The 15,971-nt window shown below is 70.7% G+C and carries 13 protein-coding genes; all 13 read right to left on the bottom strand.

Features of this window, described 5'->3' with window-relative positions:
• Positions 1 to 62: 62 nt before the first annotated feature.
• Complete coding sequence (locus FXF68_RS25100) at positions 63 to 1,037, bottom strand: polyprenyl synthetase family protein (RefSeq protein WP_246178945.1); 975 nt, start codon at positions 1,035 to 1,037, stop codon at positions 63 to 65.
• A gap of 82 nt (positions 1,038 to 1,119) precedes the next feature.
• Entirely contained in the window at positions 1,120 to 2,703 is a 1,584-nt protein-coding gene (gene nuoN, locus FXF68_RS25095; protein WP_148763248.1) for an NADH-quinone oxidoreductase subunit NuoN, read from the bottom strand.
• Positions 2,700 to 4,280 carry an NADH-quinone oxidoreductase subunit M gene (locus FXF68_RS25090; protein ID WP_148763246.1) on the bottom strand — a complete coding sequence of 527 codons (1,581 nt, stop codon included), beginning with the start codon at positions 4,278 to 4,280 and terminating at the stop codon, positions 2,700 to 2,702. Before FXF68_RS25090 ends, nuoN begins: the two co-directional genes overlap by 4 nt.
• On the bottom strand, positions 4,277 to 6,193 hold the full coding sequence (gene nuoL / locus FXF68_RS25085) for an NADH-quinone oxidoreductase subunit L (RefSeq protein WP_148763244.1): 1,917 nt from the start codon (positions 6,191 to 6,193) through the stop codon (positions 4,277 to 4,279). Before nuoL ends, FXF68_RS25090 begins: the two co-directional genes overlap by 4 nt.
• 10 nt (positions 6,194 to 6,203) lie before the next feature.
• Positions 6,204 to 6,503, bottom strand: a complete 300-nt coding sequence (nuoK, locus tag FXF68_RS25080; RefSeq protein ID WP_067889564.1) for an NADH-quinone oxidoreductase subunit NuoK — start codon at positions 6,501 to 6,503, stop codon at positions 6,204 to 6,206.
• Complete coding sequence (locus FXF68_RS25075; protein WP_148763242.1) at positions 6,500 to 7,393, bottom strand: NADH-quinone oxidoreductase subunit J; 894 nt, start codon at positions 7,391 to 7,393, stop codon at positions 6,500 to 6,502. The genes nuoK and FXF68_RS25075 overlap by 4 nt, the downstream gene beginning before the upstream one ends.
• Positions 7,390 to 7,998: an NADH-quinone oxidoreductase subunit NuoI gene (gene nuoI / locus FXF68_RS25070; protein ID WP_148763240.1), complete on the bottom strand. Its 609-nt coding sequence runs from the start codon at positions 7,996 to 7,998 to the stop codon at positions 7,390 to 7,392. The genes FXF68_RS25075 and nuoI overlap by 4 nt, the downstream gene beginning before the upstream one ends.
• Positions 7,985 to 9,337, bottom strand: a complete 1,353-nt coding sequence (nuoH, locus tag FXF68_RS25065; RefSeq protein WP_148763238.1) for an NADH-quinone oxidoreductase subunit NuoH — start codon at positions 9,335 to 9,337, stop codon at positions 7,985 to 7,987. Before nuoH ends, nuoI begins: the two co-directional genes overlap by 14 nt.
• A complete protein-coding gene (locus tag FXF68_RS25060; protein WP_148763236.1) occupies positions 9,334 to 11,814 on the bottom strand; it encodes an NADH-quinone oxidoreductase subunit G in 2,481 nt (826 codons plus the stop codon). Before FXF68_RS25060 ends, nuoH begins: the two co-directional genes overlap by 4 nt.
• Positions 11,811 to 13,109: an NADH-quinone oxidoreductase subunit NuoF gene (nuoF, locus tag FXF68_RS25055; RefSeq protein ID WP_148763233.1), complete on the bottom strand. Its 1,299-nt coding sequence runs from the start codon at positions 13,107 to 13,109 to the stop codon at positions 11,811 to 11,813. The genes FXF68_RS25060 and nuoF overlap by 4 nt, the downstream gene beginning before the upstream one ends.
• Positions 13,106 to 13,885 carry an NADH-quinone oxidoreductase subunit NuoE gene (gene nuoE, locus FXF68_RS25050; RefSeq protein WP_148763231.1) on the bottom strand — a complete coding sequence of 260 codons (780 nt, stop codon included), beginning with the start codon at positions 13,883 to 13,885 and terminating at the stop codon, positions 13,106 to 13,108. Before nuoE ends, nuoF begins: the two co-directional genes overlap by 4 nt.
• Positions 13,882 to 15,228, bottom strand: a complete 1,347-nt coding sequence (locus FXF68_RS25045; RefSeq protein ID WP_148763229.1) for an NADH-quinone oxidoreductase subunit D — start codon at positions 15,226 to 15,228, stop codon at positions 13,882 to 13,884. The genes nuoE and FXF68_RS25045 overlap by 4 nt, the downstream gene beginning before the upstream one ends.
• Positions 15,225 to 15,971 (bottom strand): NADH-quinone oxidoreductase subunit C, encoded by a 747-nt coding sequence (locus FXF68_RS25040; RefSeq protein WP_148763227.1) that lies wholly within the window; start codon positions 15,969 to 15,971, stop codon positions 15,225 to 15,227. The genes FXF68_RS25045 and FXF68_RS25040 overlap by 4 nt, the downstream gene beginning before the upstream one ends.

Raw genomic sequence — 15,971 nt, 5'->3', positions numbered from 1 at the left:
AGCGGCGGCGGGCGCCGGAGGGAATCCGGTGCCCGCCGCCGCTTCTCGCGTGGAGGCCCTCGTCAGCCCGTGCGGGAGACGACGTAGTCGCAGAGGTGCGTGAAGGCGTCGCGCGCCGGGATGGCGGGGAGGGTGAGGAGCTCGGCGCGGGCGTCCTCGGCCCAGCGGCGCAGGTCGGCGCGGGCGCGGTCCATGGCCGGGTGGGCGCGCAGCAGCGCGAGGGCCTCGGCGTGCAGCGCGTCGTCCTTGGACAGGTCCTGGACGAGCAGCTCCCGCAGCCGCGCGTCGTCCGCGCCCGAGCCGATCCCGGCGAGGACGTGGTGCATCGGCAGCGTGAGGATGCCCTCGCGCAGGTCGGTGCCGGGCGTCTTGCCCGACTCCTCCGTCTCGGACGCGATGTCGAGGATGTCGTCCGACAGCTGGAACGCGACGCCGATCTTCTCGCACGCGGACGTGACCGTGTCGACGACGTGCGTGGGCGCGCCCGCGAGCAGCGCGCCGAAATGCCCGGACACGGCGATCAGCGACCCGGTCTTGTCGGACAGGACCTGCAGGTAGTGCTTGAGCGGGTCGGCCTCCGAGCCGGGCCCGACGGTCTCCTGGATCTGGCCGCGGACGAGCCGCGCGAACGCCCGCGCCTGGATCCGGACGGCGTCCGGCCCGAGGTCGGCGAGCAGGTCGGACGCGCGGGCGAACAGGTAGTCGCCGGTGAGGATCGCGACGGTGTTCGTCCAGCGGGAGTTCGCGGACTGCTGCCCGCGCCGGACGGTCGCCTCGTCCATCACGTCGTCGTGGTAGAGCGTGCCGAGGTGGGTCAGCTCGACGACGACCGCCGCGGGCACGACGCCCGGCGCGGCGGGGTCGCCGAAGTGGGACGCGAGCAGCACCAGCATCGGCCGGAAGCGCTTGCCGCCCGCCTCGACCAGGTGCCTGGAGGCGTCGCTGAGCAGCGGGTCCTCGCCGCGCACGCAGTCCAGCAGGAGGGCCTCGACGGCGGCGAGGCGCTCCCGCGCGTCCGCCGCGAGGGCGGCGTCAATGGAAAGCCCGAACGGGCCGGTCTCTTCCCGAGCCGGCCCGTTCGTCTTCTCAGCGGATGGTGGGTTGCTCACCCAGGTCTCCCTACCGGACGAACATGTGGGTCGTGGCTTGTCCCGCAAGGTCCAGAACGGGCTGTGGGAGCACGCCGAGTACCACAGTAGCCGTCACACCGAGCGCGACGGCGACCGCGGTCGCCGGGCCCGCCACGACGACCGGTCCGTCCGCGTCCGGCTCGCTGAAGAACATGACCACGATCACGCGCACGTAGAAGAACGCGGCCACCGCGGACGACACGACCGCGACGATCACCAGCGGGGTCGCGCCGGCCTCGACGGCCGCCTTGAACACCGCGAACTTCCCGGTGAAGCCGCTCGTCAGCGGGATGCCCGCGAACGCCAGCAGGAAGAAGGCGAACACGCCCGCGACGACCGGGGAGCGCTTGCCGAGCCCCGCCCAGCGGGACAGGTGCCCCGCCTCGCCGCCCGCGTCCCGCACCATCGTGACGACGGCGAACGCGCCGACCGAGGTGAAGCCGTAGGCGAGCAGGTAGAACAGCGTGCTGGACAGGCCGTGCGGGGACGCCGCGATCACGCCCATGAGCAGGAAGCCCGCGTGCGCGATGGACGAGTAGGCCAGCATCCGCTTGATGTCGGTCTGAGTGATCGCGATGATCGACCCGATCGCCATCGTGAGAATCGCCACACCCCACATGAAGGGGCGCCAGTCCCATTCGAGCGTCTCGAACACGACGTAGTAGACGCGCAGGATCGCGCCGAACGCCGACACCACCGTGCAGGACGCCATCAGCGCCGTGATCGGGGTCGGGGCGCCCTGGTAGACGTCCGGCTTCCACATGTGGAACGGAACCCCGCCGAGCTTGAACAGCAGCCCCACCGACAGCAGCGCGGCGCCCGCGAGCAGCAGCGTCTCGCTGCCCGCGTCCTTGCTGATCTGCGCGGAGATGTCCGACAGCCGCACCGACCCGGCGTAGCCGTAGAGCAGCGCCGTCCCGTACAGGAAGAACGCCGACGAGAACGCGCCGAGCAGGAAGTACTTGACCGCCGCCTCCTGGGAGAGGAGCCGCCGCCGGCGGGCGAGCCCGCACAGCAGGTACAGCGGCAGCGACAGCACTTCGAGCGCGACGAACATCGTCAGCAGGTCGTTCGCGGCCGGGAACATCAGCATGCCGCCGACGGCGAACATCATCAGCGGGAACACCTCGGTCTGGGTGATCCCGGCCTGCGCGGTGCGCTGCTCGGCCTCGCTGCCCGGCAGGGCGGACGCCTGCGCGGCGAAGTGCCCGCCGGCCCGGCCGCCGCGCTCGGCGATCAGCAGCAGGCTGACCAGCGCGAGGACGAGGATGGTGCCCTGGAGGAACAGCGTCGGGCCGTCCACCCCGAGCGCGCCCTCCGCCGCGACCTCGTGCGGGTCGTCGCGCCACGCGAGGACGATCGTCCAGGCGAAGGCCCCGGCGAGCGCGAGGAACGCGATCGGCACCTGCGCCCAGTACCGCCCGGTCCGGCCGACGAACGCCTCGACGAGCACGCCGAGGATGGCGGCGCCGAAGACCAGCAGCATCGGGGCGAGCTGCCCGTACTCGATGTGCGGCGCGGGGATGTCACCCCCCTGCGCGAGGACCGCGCTCACCTGCGTGCCGGTGTTCATGGACGGGCTCCGTTCTCGGCGACGTTACCGGTGATGTCCGGCCGCGGGTCCTGCTTGTCGACCCGGACCAGCGTCTCCTTCACCGACGGGTTGATCAGGTGCAGCACCGGCTGCGGGAAGAAGCCCATCGCCACGATGATCGCGATGATCGGGGCGACGGCCCACTTCTCCCGGGCGTTCAGGTCCTTCATGCCCTCGACGGCCGGGGCCTTCGGGCCGCCCATGGTCCGCTGGTACATCCACAGGATGTAGATCGCGGCGAGGACGACGCCGGTGACCGCGAGCGCGCCCGCCCACTTGTAGCGGGAGAACGTGCCGACGATGACGAGGAACTCCGAGACGAACGTGGACAGGCCGGGCAGCGACAGCCCGGACAGGCCCGCGATGAGGAACGTTCCGGCGAGGATCGGCGCCGCCTTCTGCACGCCGCCGTAGTCGGAGATCTTCGCCGACCGGCGCCGGACGATCATGAACCCGATGACCAGGAACAGCGCGCCGGTGGAGAAGCCGTGGTTGACCATGTAGAGCGTCGCGCCGGACTGGCCCTGCGACGTCATCGCGAAGATGCCGAGCACGATGAACCCGAAGTGCGACACCGACGTGTAGGCGATGAGCCGCTTGAGGTCGACCTGCCCGATCGCGAGGATCGCGCCGTAGATGATGCTGAGCACCGCGAACGCGAGCACCACGGGCGTCGCCCACTTGGACGCGCCCGGGAACAGCTCCAGGCAGAACCGCAGCATCCCGTAGGTGCCGACCTTGTCGAGGACGCCGACGATCAGCACCAGCGCGCCGGGCGGCGACTGCTGCGCCGCGTCCGGGAGCCAGGTGTGCACGGGCACCATCGGCGCCTTGATCGCGAACGCGACGAAGAACCCGAGGAACAGCCACTTGGCGGTGGTCGGGTCGATGTTCATCTTCGCGAGCTCGTCGAACATGAACGTGCCGCGGCCGAGCCCGCCCTCCGACACCGGCTTGCTCGACAGCGGGTACAGCCAGATGACCGCGACCAGCATGAGCAGCCCGCCGAACAGCGAGTACAGCAGGAACTTCACCGCGGCGTAGGAGCGCTGCGCGCCGCCGTAGTACCCGATGATGAAGTACACCGGGATGAGCATCGCCTCGAAGAAGACGTAGAACAGGAACACGTCGGTCGCCGCGAAGACGCCGATCATGGCCGCTTCGAGCGACAGCAGCAGCGCGAAGTACGTCTTCACCGAGCGCTTCGCCGGGACGTCGACGCCGCCGGAGCGGTCGGCCTCCGTCCAGGACGCGAGCATCACCAGCGGGACGAGGATCACCGACAGCAGGATCAGCACCAGCGCGACGCCGTCGACGCCGACCGCCCAGTGGACCCCGAACTCCTTGATCCACCAGTACTTCTCGGTGTACTGGAAGCGGTCGCCGCCGGCGTCGAAGCCGGCCGCCATCACGCCGGCGAGCACCGCGACGACGAGCGAGACGCCGATCGCGAACTGCTTGACCAGCGCCTCCCGCTCCCGCGGGATGACGCTGAGCAGCACCGCGCCCACGAGGGGCAGCGCGATGAGGACGCTCAGCCAGGGAAAGTCGTTCACGACACATTCACCGCCAGCAGGGCGGCGACCACCAGGGCGGCGCCGCAGAACATCGATAGGGCGTAGGAACGGGCGAAGCCGGTCTGGACGCGGCGGAACCGGCCGGACGTCCCGCCGATCCCGGCGGCCGTGCCGTTCACGGCGCCGTCGACGCCGCGCCCGTCGAACCAGACCGCGAGCCGGGTCAGCCACTGGCCGGGACGCATCAGCAGCGACTCGTTGATCGCGTCGCCGTAGAGGTCCTTGCGGGCCGCGACGGTGACGAACGAGCCCTTCGGCGCCTCGCGCGGCACCTTCCGGCTGCCGTACTGCCGCCACGCGATCGCCGCGCCGACGAGCATCAGCACGAAGGTCGCGATGCCCGCCATCGACAGCGGCTTGAAGCCGGCCTCGTGCTCGGGCGCCCCGACGACCGGCTCCAGGAAGTCGGAGAAGTCGCCGAGGATCAGGAACCCGCCCGCGCCCACGGACCCGATGGCGAGCACCATCAGCGGCCAGGTCATGACGGCCGGGGACTCGTGCGGGTGGACGTCGTCCTCCCAGCGCTTCTCGCCGAAGAACGTCATGAACATCACGCGCGACATGTAGTACGCGGTGATGCCCGCGCCGATCAGCGCGCACGAGCCGAGGATCGCCCCGGACGTGCCGCCCTTCTCGAACGCGGCCTCGATGATGCCGTCCTTGGTGAACCAGCCGGACAGGCCGGGGAAGCCGATGATGGCGAGGTACCCGAGCCCGAACGTGGCGTAGGTGATCACCATCACCGTGCGGAGCGCGCCGTAGTGGCGCATGTTCACGTCGTCCTTCATGCCGTGCATGACCGACCCGGCGCCGAGGAACAGGCCCGCCTTGAAGAAGCCGTGCGCGATGAGGTGCGCGATGGCGAAGACGTAGCCGGGCTTGCCGAGGCCCGCGGCGAGGTGCATGTAGCCGATCTGCGACATCGTCGACCCGGCGAGGGCCTTCTTGATGTCGTCCTTGCCGCACCCGATGATCGCACCGGCGAGCAGTGTGGCCGCGCCGACGATCGTCACCACGAGCTGCGCGGTGTCGGACATCTCGAAGATCGGCCCGGACCGGACGATCAGGTACACGCCCGCGGTCACCATCGTCGCCGCGTGGATCAGCGCCGACACCGGGGTCGGGCCCTCCATCGCGTCCAGCAGCCAGGACTGGAGCGGGAGCTGCGCCGACTTGCCGCACGCGCCGAGCAGGAGCAGCAGCCCGATCGCCGTCGCCGTGCCGGTGCCGAGCTGGGACGCGAGCCCCACGTGCTCGGCGCCGGTGCCGAGGATCGGGCCGAAGCCGACCGTCCCGAACGTGGCGAACATCAGCGCGATCGCGATGATCAGCCCCATGTCGCCGACGCGGTTGACGACGAACGCCTTCTTCGCCGCGGTCGCCGCGGTCGGCTTGTACTGCCAGAAGCCGATCAGCAGGTACGAGGCGAGGCCGACGCCCTCCCAGCCGAGGAACATGACCAGGTAGTTGTCGCCGAGCACCAGCAGCAGCATCGCCGCGACGAACAGGTTCAGGTAGGCGAAGAACTTGCGGCGCTCGGGGTCCTCGGCCATGTAGCCGATGGAGTAGATGTGGATCAGCGACCCGACCCCGGTGATCAGCAGGACGAAGCTGATCGACAGCGGGTCGACCAGCAGGTCCATGCCGATCTTGAAGGAGCCGACGTCGATGAAGTCCCACAGGTGCACGGTGCGGCGCCGGTCGGCGGCGTCGTAGCCGAGCATCTGGACGAACATCGCCGCGCCCACCGCGAAGGACGCGACCGACATGGCGACGCCGAGCAGGTGCCCCCACTTGTCGGTGCGTCTCCCGCCGAGCAGGAGGATCGCGGCGCCGGCGAGCGGCAGCGCGATGAGGAGCCAGGACGCGGCCTGGATGCCTTCCGCTTTCATCCCGAGCCTCTCAGTACTTCAGCAGGTTCACGTCGTCCACCGACGAGGACCTGCGGGTCCGGAAGACGGTCATGATGATCGCCAGGCCGACCACGACCTCCGCCGCGGCCACCACCATCACGAAGAACGCGATGATCTGGCCGTCCAGGTTGCCGTGCATGCGGGAGAACGACACGAACGCAAGGTTCGTCGCGTTCAGCATGAGCTCGACGCACATGAACACCACGATCGCGTTGCGCCGCACGAGGACGCCGAACGCTCCGATGGTGAACAGGATCGCCGAGAGCGCCAGGTAGTGCCCGGGGCTCATTGGCCCGCCTCCCCTTCACGTCCGGAGGCCGGTGACCCGGACTTGACGGAGCGGGACTCGGCGTCCGCGTCCGCGGCCTCCTCGGTCGCGGCCTGGACGGCGCGGACGTCCCGCTCGACCGCCTCTTCCTCGGTGCCGCCGAACAGGTCGACGTGCCGTTCCGCGGTGTCGGTCCGGGCCGCGATGACCGGGTTGACCGACAGCTCGGACGGCGTCCCGTCGGGCAGCAGCGCCGGCATGTCGACGGCGTTGTGCCGGGCGTAGGTGCCGGGGCCCGGCAGCGGGCCCGGGTGGTCGCCGGACAGGAATCGCGCCTTCGACATGTCCTTCTGCGTCGCCTTCGGCTCGGTGCGCTCCCGGTGCGCCAGCACCATCGCGCCGAGCGCCGCCGTGATCAGCAGCGCGCTCGTCGCCTCGAACGCGAACACGTACTTGGAGAACAGCAGCCGGGCCAGGCCGACGACGTTGCCCTCCGCGTTGGCCTGGTCGAGGCCCTTCGAGCCGCCGAGCGCCGCGTTGCCGAGCCCGACCGTCAGCAGGACGACGAACCCGAGCGCGGCGATCACCGCCCAGAACCGCTGGCCGCGGATCGTCTCGACCAGCGAGTCCGTCGAGCTGACGCCGACGAGCATCAGCACGAACAGGAACAGCATCAGCACCGCGCCGGTGTAGACGATCACCTGGACGAACGCCAGGAACGGCGCGTTCTGGATCGCGTACAGCGCGGCGAGCGAGAGCATCACGGTCGCGAGCAGCAGCGCCGAGTGCACCGCCTTCCGGACCAGGATCATGCCGAGCGCGGCGCAGACGGAGATCGCGGCGAGGAGCCAGAAGAAGAACGGCTCGCCCGCCTGCTTGTCCGCGACCTCAGCGGCGAGGAGGTGCGTCATTTCCCGTCACCGCCCTTGCGCTTCTTCTCCCGCTTGACGGCCTGGTCGGCACTCGCGCGCCCGCCGCCTTCGTTGGGGATGGTCGGCGCGGGCTCGTCCTGGAGGCCGAGGCGGTAGTACTCCTCCTCGGTGTCGCCGAGCCGCATCTCGTGCGGCGGCGCCTCCATGCCCTCCCGCAGCGGCGCGAGCAGCATCTCCTTGGTGTAGATGAGGCTCTCGCGGCTGTCGTCGGCGAGCTCGTACTCGTTCGTCATCGTGAGCGCCCGCGTCGGGCACGCCTCGATGCACAGCCCGCAGAGGATGCACCGCAGATAGTTGATCTGGTAGATGCGGCCGTACCGCTCGCCGGGCGAGTACCGCTCGTCCGCCGTGTTGTCGGCGCCCTCGACGAAGATCGCGTCGGCCGGACACGCCCAGGCGCACAGCTCGCACCCGACGCACTTCTCCAGTCCGTCCGGCCACCGGTTGAGCTGGTGCCGCCCGTGGAAGCGCGGGGCGGTCGGCTTCTTCACCTCGGGGTACTGAACGGTCTCGCTCTTCATGAACATCTGGTGGAACGAGACCCCGAACCCCTTTACCGGGTTCAGGAAATCAGTGAGTCCCACTGGTGACCTCCTCAGGAGGGGTTTCGATCGTGGACGCCCCGCCCGGCTCGCGGGCCCGCCCGTGGTAGTGCGGCGCGTCCAGGGGCGGCACCGGGAACCCGCCGGCGGCCGCGGCCGGGCCGCCGCCGCGCTCCGCCGCGCCGGGGACGATCTCCTTGTCGTCCTCGCCGCCGCGCATCAGCTCCCAGACCACCGTGGCGACCAGCACCACCGCGGCGGCCACCGCGGTGCCGATGACGATCGTCCGCATGTCGTGGCCGTCGTTCTTCAGCGCCCGGATCGTCGCCACGAGCAGGATCCAGCCGAGCGAGAAGGGCATGAGCACCTTCCACCCGAGCTTCATGAGCTGGTCGTAGCGGACGCGCGGCAGCGTGCCGCGCAGCCAGATGAAGAAGAAGATGAACAGGAACACCTTCGCCAGGAACCACAGGACCGGCCACCAGCCGGAGTTCGCGCCCGACCACACCGTGGAGATCGGGAAGGGCGCGCGCCAGCCGCCGAGGAACAGCGTCGTCGCGAGCGCCGACAGCGTCGTCAGGTTGATGTACTCGGCGAGGAAGAACATCGCGAACTTCAGCGACGAGTACTCGGTGTGGAAGCCGCCGACCAGCTCGCCCTCGCCCTCGGGCAGGTCGAACGGGATGCGGTTCGACTCGCCCATCATCGTGATCACGTACACGACGAAGGACGGCGCGAGCAGGATCACGAACCAGGTCTTGTGCTGCGCCGCGACGATCTCCGAGGTGGACATCGAGCCCGCGAACATGAACACCGCCACGAACGACAGGCCCATCGCGATCTCGTAGGAGATCATCTGCGCGGACGAGCGGAGCCCGCCGAGCAGCGAGTACGGCGACATCGACGACCAGCCCGCGAGCACGATCCCGTAGATGCCCATGGACGACATCGCGAGGACGAGCAGCACCGCCACCGGGAGGTCGGTGAGCTGGAGCGCCGTCGTGTGCCCGAAGATCGACACCTCGGGCCCGAACGGGATGATCGCGAACGAGATGAACGCGGGCACCGCCGACATGATCGGCGCGAGGACGAACACGACCTTGTCGACGTGCCGGGGGACGATGTCCTCCTTGAGCGCCAGCTTCACGCCGTCCGCGAGGCCCTGCAGCAGGCCGAGCGGCCCGGCGCGGTTCGGGCCGACGCGCAGCTGCATCCGGCCGATGACGCGCCGCTCGATCCACATCGTCAGCAGCACGGTCACGACCAGGAACGCGAACACGGCGACGACCTTGCCGCCGATCAGCCACCACGGGTCCTCGCCGAAGCCCGCGAGCTGCCCGCCCTCGGCGGGAGCGGCTGCGTAGGGCGCGAGCGCGCTCATTCCGTGCCTCCAGCGTTCTCGGTGCCACCGGCGTTCTCGGCGGCGGTCGCGAGCGTCCCGCTCGCGACCTTCACGACGCTTCCGGCCGCCGCGCCGAGGTCCCGGTGGACGGCGAGGCCCGCCGAGTTCGCCGGCAGCCACACCACCCGGTCGGGCAGGTCGCCGGTGACGAGCAGCGGGAGCGTGACCGCGCCGCGCGGACCGGTCACCGTGACCGCGTCGGTCGCGCCGAGCTCCGCGGCCGTCGCGGGCGACAGCCGGGCGAGCGCGCCCTTCGCGGTGCCCGCGAGGAACGGCTCGCCGTCCTGCATGCGGCCCTTGTCGAGCAGCAGCCGCCAGGTGGAGAGGAGCGCCTCGCCCCGCTCGACGCGCGGCGGGAGCTGCTGCGGGACGTCCGGCGCGGCCGGGCGCTCGCCGCGGTACCCGCCGAGCTTGGTCAGCTCGCCGCGCGCGGCGTCCGGTCCTGGCAGGCCGAGGTGGACGTCCAGCTCGTCGGCGAGCGCGTCCAGCACCCGCAGGTCGGACATCTTCCCGGCGGACTTCAGCACGATGTCGAACTGGCGGCCGCGGCCCTCCCAGTCGACGAACGTCCCGGACTTCTCCGCGACCGCCGCGACCGGGAACACGACGTCGGCGCGGTCGGTGACCGCGCTCGGCCGCTGTTCCAGGCTGACCACGAACGGGGTGGCGTCCAGGGCGCGGAGCATCGCGTCCGGGTCGGCGAGGTCGTAGGGGTCGACGCCGCCGACGAGCAGCGCGCGGCGCCGTCCGGCCGCGGCCGCGGCGATGATGCCGTCCGCGTCCTCGCCCGGGCCGGTGGGCAGTTCGGCGACGCCCCAGGCGCGGGCCACCTCGGCCCGTGCCTCCGGGTCGGCCACCGGACGGCCGATCGGCAGCAGCCCGGGCAGCGCCCCGGCCTCCACCGCGCCGCGTTCCCCGGCCCGGCGCGGCACCCACGCGAGCTTCGCGCCGGTCACCCGCGCCAGCCGGAGCGCCGAGGTCAGCGCGCCGGGGCTGGTCGCGAGGCGCTCCCCGGCGAGGATCACCGCGCCGGGCGTCTCCAGCAGGGTGCGGACGTCGGAGTGCTCCGCGTCCCCGATGATCGAGGCGAGCGTGTCGGCCTCCGCGCCGGGCGCGGTCGGCAGCAGCGTGCCGCCGACCTTCGCGAGCCCGCGCGTCGCGAACGGTGCCGCCGCGAGGACCTTCAGCCGGTTCTTGCGGAACGCCTTGCGGAGCCGCAGGAACACGATCGGCGACTCCTCCTCCGGCTCGAACCCGGCGAGGAGGACGGCGGGCGCCTTCTCCAGGTCGCTGTAGGAGACCTCGATGGAGCGTCCGGCGACGGACGCGGCGAGGAACCGCGTCTCCTCGTCCGACAGCGGGCGGGCCCGGAAGTCGATGTCGTTCGTGCCGAGCGCGATCCGCGCGAACTTGGCGTAGGCGTAGGCGTCCTCAAGCGTGAGGCGCCCGCCGGTCAGCACGCCCGCCGAGCCGCGCGCCCGCGCGAGGCCCTCGGCCGCGATGGTCAGCGCCTCCGGCCAGGAAGCGGGCTCCAGCACGCCGTCCTCGTTCCGGACGAGCGGGTGCGTCAGCCGGTCCGGCTGGCTCGCGTAGGTGAACGCCCAGCGGCCCTTGTCGCAGTTCCACTCCTCGTTGACCTGCGGGTCGTCGCCGGCCAGCCGCCGCGTCACCTTGCCGCGCCGGTGGTCGGTCCGGATCGCGCAGCCCGACGCGCAGTGCTCGCACACGCTCGGCGTCGACACGAGGTCGAACGGCCGCGACCGGAACCGGTAGGCCGCGCCGGTCAGCGCGCCCACCGGGCAGATCTGCACGGTGTTGCCGGAGAAGTACGACTGGAACGGCTGCCCGTCCGCCGCGCCGACCTGCTCCTTCGCGCCGCGCTCGAACAGGTCGATGAAGGCGTCGCCCGCGATCTGGTCGGAGAACCGGGTGCAGCGGGCGCACTGGATGCAGCGCTCGCGGTCGAGCAGCACCTGGCTGGACAGCGGGATCGGCTTCGGGAACGTCCGCTTGGTCTCCACGAACCGCGTCTCGCCGCGGCCGTTGGACATCGCCTGGTTCTGCAGCGGGCACTCGCCGCCCTTGTCGCAGATCGGGCAGTCCAGCGGGTGGTTGATGAGCAGGAACTCCATGATGCCGTGCTGGGCCTTGTCGGCCACCGGCGAGGTGAGCTGGGTCTTGACGACCATGCCCGGCATCACGGTGGTGGTGCAGGACGCCTGCGGCTTCGGCATCCCTCGGCCGTTCCCGGCGTCCGGGATCTCGACCAGGCACTGGCGGCAGGCGCCGACCGGGTCGAGCAGCGGATGGTCGCAGAACCGGGGGATCTGGATGCCGAGCAGCTCGGCGGCCCGGATGATCAGCGTGCCCTTCGGCACCTCGATCTCGAAGCCGTCGATGGTGCAGGACACCATCTCCACCTTCTCCACCGCCGACTTGTCGTCGGTGACGGTCACTTGGCACCTCCCCAGAGGGTGGACTTCGCCGGGTCGAACGGGCAGCCGCCCTGCTCGAAGTGCTGGAGGTACTCGTCCCGGAACAGCTTGATGGACGACACGACCGGGCTGGTCGCGCCGTCGCCGAGGGCGCAGAACGCGCGGCCGAGGATGTTGTCGGAGATGTCGAGCAGGGTCTCCAGGTCGTCCTCGGTGCCCTGCCCGGCCTCCAGCCGCTTCAGCATGAGCTTGTACCAGTAGGTGCCCTCGCGGCACGGCGTGCACTTGCCGCACGACTCGTGCGCGTAGAACTCCGACCAGCGCAGCACCGCCCGGACGACGCACGTCGTCTCGTCGAAGATCTGGAGCGCGCGGGTGCCGAGCATGGACCCGGCCGCGCCGACCGACTCGAAGTCGAGCGCGACGTCGAGGTGCTCGTCGGTGAAGATCGGCGTGGACGACCCGCCGGGCGTCCAGAACTTCAGCCGGTGCCCCTCGCGGATCCCGCCCGCCATGTCGAGCAGCTCGCGCAGCGTGATGCCGAGCGGCGCCTCGTACTGGCCGGGCCGCGTCACGTGCCCGGACAGCGAGAAGATCCCGAAGCCCTGCGACTTCTCGGTGCCCATCGAGGCGAACCAGTCGGGGCCGTTCGCGACGATCGAGGGAACCGAGGAGATCGACTCGACGTTGTTGATGACAGTGGGCCCGCCGTACAGGCCCGCGACGGCCGGGAAGGGGGGCTTGAGCCGGGGTTGGCCGCGGAACCCTTCGAGCGAGTCGAGCAGCGCCGTCTCCTCGCCGCAGATGTAGGCGCCGGCGCCGCTGTGCACGACCACGTCCAGGTCGTAGCCGGAGCCGAGGATGTCCTTGCCGAGGTAGCCGGCCTCGTACGCCTCCGCGACGGCCTGGTGCAGCCGGCGGATCACGTGCAGCACCTCGCCGCGCACGTAGATGAACGCGAGGTTCGACTTGATGGCGTACGAGCTGATGACGACGCCCTCGATGAGGACGTGCGGGTTGGCCATCATCAGCGGGATGTCCTTGCACGTGCCCGGCTCGGACTCGTCCGCGTTGACGACGAGGTAGCGCGGGTTCGGGCTGCTCGGCGGGAGGAAGCCCCACTTCATGCCGGTGGGGAAGCCCGCGCCGCCGCGGCCGCGGAGCCCGGAGTCCTTGACCGCCTGGACGATCTCGTCCGGCGCCATCCCGAGCGCCTTGCGCAGCGCCTCGTACCCGCCGCCGCGCTCGTAGCCTGCGCGGGTGAACGAGTCGGCCTGGTCCCAGTTGCCGGTGAGGACCGGGGTGAGCGTGGTCACTTGTTCCGTCCCTCCTGGCTGCCGGGCTTCGCTTCGCCCGGGACGGGCTTGCCCGGCTCGTGCGGCGGCTCGGCGATGTGCTCCGGCTTGACCGGCTCGTCCGGCCGCTCGCGGTCGACGTCCGCGCGGGGCGCCGTCCAGCCGCGCTCCTGCGCGAGCTTGAGGCCGACCAGCGACTCCGGCCCGGCCTGGACGCCCTCGTTCGCGCGCCCGTCCGGGAACCCGGCGAGCACCCGCGACGCCTCCTTCCACGTGGCCAGGTGCTCGGGGCCGCGCGTCGGCAGCACCTTGCGGCCCGCGCGCAGGTCGTCGACGAGCTGCTTGGCCTTCTCGGGAGTCATGTTGTCGAAGAACTCCCAGTTGACCATCATCACCGGGGCGAAGTCGCAGGCCGCGTTGCACTCGATCCGCTCAAGGCTGACCTTGCCGTCGGCGGTGGCCTCGTCGTGACCGACGCCCGCGTGCTCGGACAGCTCGTCCCAGATCTGGTCGCCGCCCATGATCGCGCACAGCGTGTTGATGCAGACGCCGACGTGGTACTCGCCGACCGGCGCGTGCTTGTACTGCGTGTAGAACGTCGCGACGCCCGTCACCTGCGCCGGGGTGATGCCGAGCTGCTCGGCGCAGAAGTCGATGCCGTCCTGCGAGACGTGCCCCTCGGCCGACTGGACGAGGTGCAGCAGCGGGAGCAGCGCCGACCGCGGCCGCGGATAGCGGCCGATGATCTCCTTGGCGTCCCGCTCCAGGCGCTCGCGCACCTCCGGTTCGAAACTCAACGGTCCACTCCCCCCATGACCGGGTCGATGCTGGCCACGGCCGCGATGACGTCGGCGATCATGCCGCCCTCCGACATCACCGGCGCGGCCTGCAGGTTGACGAAGGACGGCTCGCGGAAGTGCACCCGGTAGGGGCGCGTCCCGCCGTCGCTCACGACGTGCGCGCCGAGTTCGCCGCGCGGCGACTCGATCGGCGCGTACGCCTGGCCCGCCGGCACCCGGAAGCCCTCGGTCACCAGCTTGAAGTGGTGGATCAGCGCCTCCATGGAGGTGCCCATGATGTGCGCGATGTGCCGGGGCGAGTTGCCCATGCCGTCCGCGCCGATCGCGAGCTGCGCCGGCCAGCCGATCTTCTTGTCCTCGATCATCACCGGGCCCTTGGCCGACTGGAGCCGGTCCAGGCACTGCTCGACGATCTTGAGCGACTCCTCCATCTCGTCCATCCGGACGAGGTAGCGGCCGTACACGTCGCTGGTGTCCTGCGTCGCGACCTCGAAGTCGTAGGTCTCGTAGCCGCAGTACGGCTGCGACTTGCGCAGGTCCCACGGGAGGCCGGTGGCGCGCAGCACGGGCCCGGTCACGCCGAGCGCCATGCAGCCGGTGAGGTCGAGGTAGGCGATGTCCTTCGTCCGCGCCTTGAAGACGGGGTTCTCGTCCATCAGCTTGCGCAGCGCCTGGATCCGCTTCGGCATCCGGTCGAGGTAGTCGCGGATCTTGCTGGTGGCGCCGGACGGCAGGTCCTGCGCGACCCCGCCCGGACGGACGTAGGCCATGTTCATCCGCAGGCCGGTGATCTCCTCGAACAGGTCGAGCGTGTACTCGCGCTCGATGAACCCGTTCAGCATCACCGTCGTCGCGCCGATCTCCAGGCCGAACGTGGCGATCGCGACCAGGTGCGAGGAGATCCGGTTCAGCTCCATCATCATCACGCGGATGATCTCGGCGCGCTCCGGGATCCGGTCGGTGATGCCGAGCAGCTTCTCGACGCTCAGGCAGTACGCCGTCTCGTTGAAGATCGGGGCGAGGTAGTCCATCCGGGTGCAGAACGTGGTGCCCTGCGTCCAGGTGCGGAACTCCATGTTCTTCTCGATGCCGGTGTGCAGGTAGCCGATGCCCACCCGGCACTCGTTCACCGTCTCGCCGTCGAGGGTGAGGATGAGGCGGAGCACGCCGTGCGTGGACGGGTGCTGCGGCCCCATGTTGACGACCAGCCGCTCGTCGCCGAGGTCCTCGGCGCCCGCGACGACCTGGTCCCAGTCCTGCCCGCCGATGTCGAAGACCTTGCCCTCGGCCGCCTCCTCGGCAGCGTAGGCGTCGTACTCGGTGTACTTCGTGCTGCTCATGTGTACGACCTCCGCTCGTCGGGCGGCGGGATCTCCGCTCCGCGGTACTCGACGGGGATGCCGCCGAGAGGGTAGTCCTTGCGCTGCGGATGGCCGACCCAGTCGTCCGGCATCTCGATGCGCGTGAGCGCGGGGTGACCGTCGTAGACGATCCCGAAGAAGTCGTAGGTCTCCCGCTCGTGCCAGTCGCTCGTCGGGTAGACGGGCACCAGCGACGGGATGTGCGGGTCGGCGTCCGGGCAGGTCGCCTCAAGCCGGACCCGCCGGTTGTGCGTGATCGACAGCAGGTGCACGACGGAGTGCAGCTCGGCGCCCTCGTCCTGCGGGTAGTGCACGCCGGACACGCCGGAGCACAGCTCGAAGCGCAGGGACGGCTCGTCCCGCATCGTCTTCGCCACCTCGCGCAGGTGCTCGCGCTTGACGAAGAACGTCAGCTCGCCGCGGTCGACGACGACGCGCTCGATCGCGTCCCCGAAGTCGGGGTAGGCGCGTTCGAGCTGGTCGGCGACGTCGTCGAACTCGCCGGGCTCGGCCGCGCCGCCGGGGCCGCCGTACGGGCGGGCCGCCGACACCTTCGGGCTCTGCCGGACGACGAGCCCGCCGTAGCCGGACGTGTCGCCCGTCGTCCGCGCGCCGAACATGCCCTTGCGGACGACCGGCTGCTCGCGCCGCTCCTCCTCGGTGTGCGCGGGCAGCTTGTCGGCGCCCTGCTCGGCCTGCTGCTCGGGGTGCTGCGAACTCAA

It is taken from the genome of Actinomadura decatromicini, from assembly GCF_008121305.1.
GTDB classification, from domain to species: domain Bacteria; phylum Actinomycetota; class Actinomycetes; order Streptosporangiales; family Streptosporangiaceae; genus Spirillospora; species Spirillospora syzygii.
Note: the sequence above shows the minus strand (reverse complement) of the source record. Positions and strands in the feature narration are given on the sequence as shown.

Coding starts and splice junctions, on each gene's coding strand:
- FXF68_RS25045 (WP_148763229.1), bottom strand. CDS start 15,228: ATGAGCAGCACGAAGTACACCGAGTACGACGCCTACGCTGCCGAGGAG.
- nuoH (WP_148763238.1), bottom strand. CDS start 9,337: ATGAGCGCGCTCGCGCCCTACGCAGCCGCTCCCGCCGAGGGCGGGCAG.
- nuoK (WP_067889564.1), bottom strand. CDS start 6,503: ATGAGCCCCGGGCACTACCTGGCGCTCTCGGCGATCCTGTTCACCATC.
- nuoL (WP_148763244.1), bottom strand. CDS start 6,193: ATGAAAGCGGAAGGCATCCAGGCCGCGTCCTGGCTCCTCATCGCGCTG.
- FXF68_RS25075 (WP_148763242.1), bottom strand. CDS start 7,393: ATGACGCACCTCCTCGCCGCTGAGGTCGCGGACAAGCAGGCGGGCGAG.
- nuoN (WP_148763248.1), bottom strand. CDS start 2,703: ATGAACACCGGCACGCAGGTGAGCGCGGTCCTCGCGCAGGGGGGTGAC.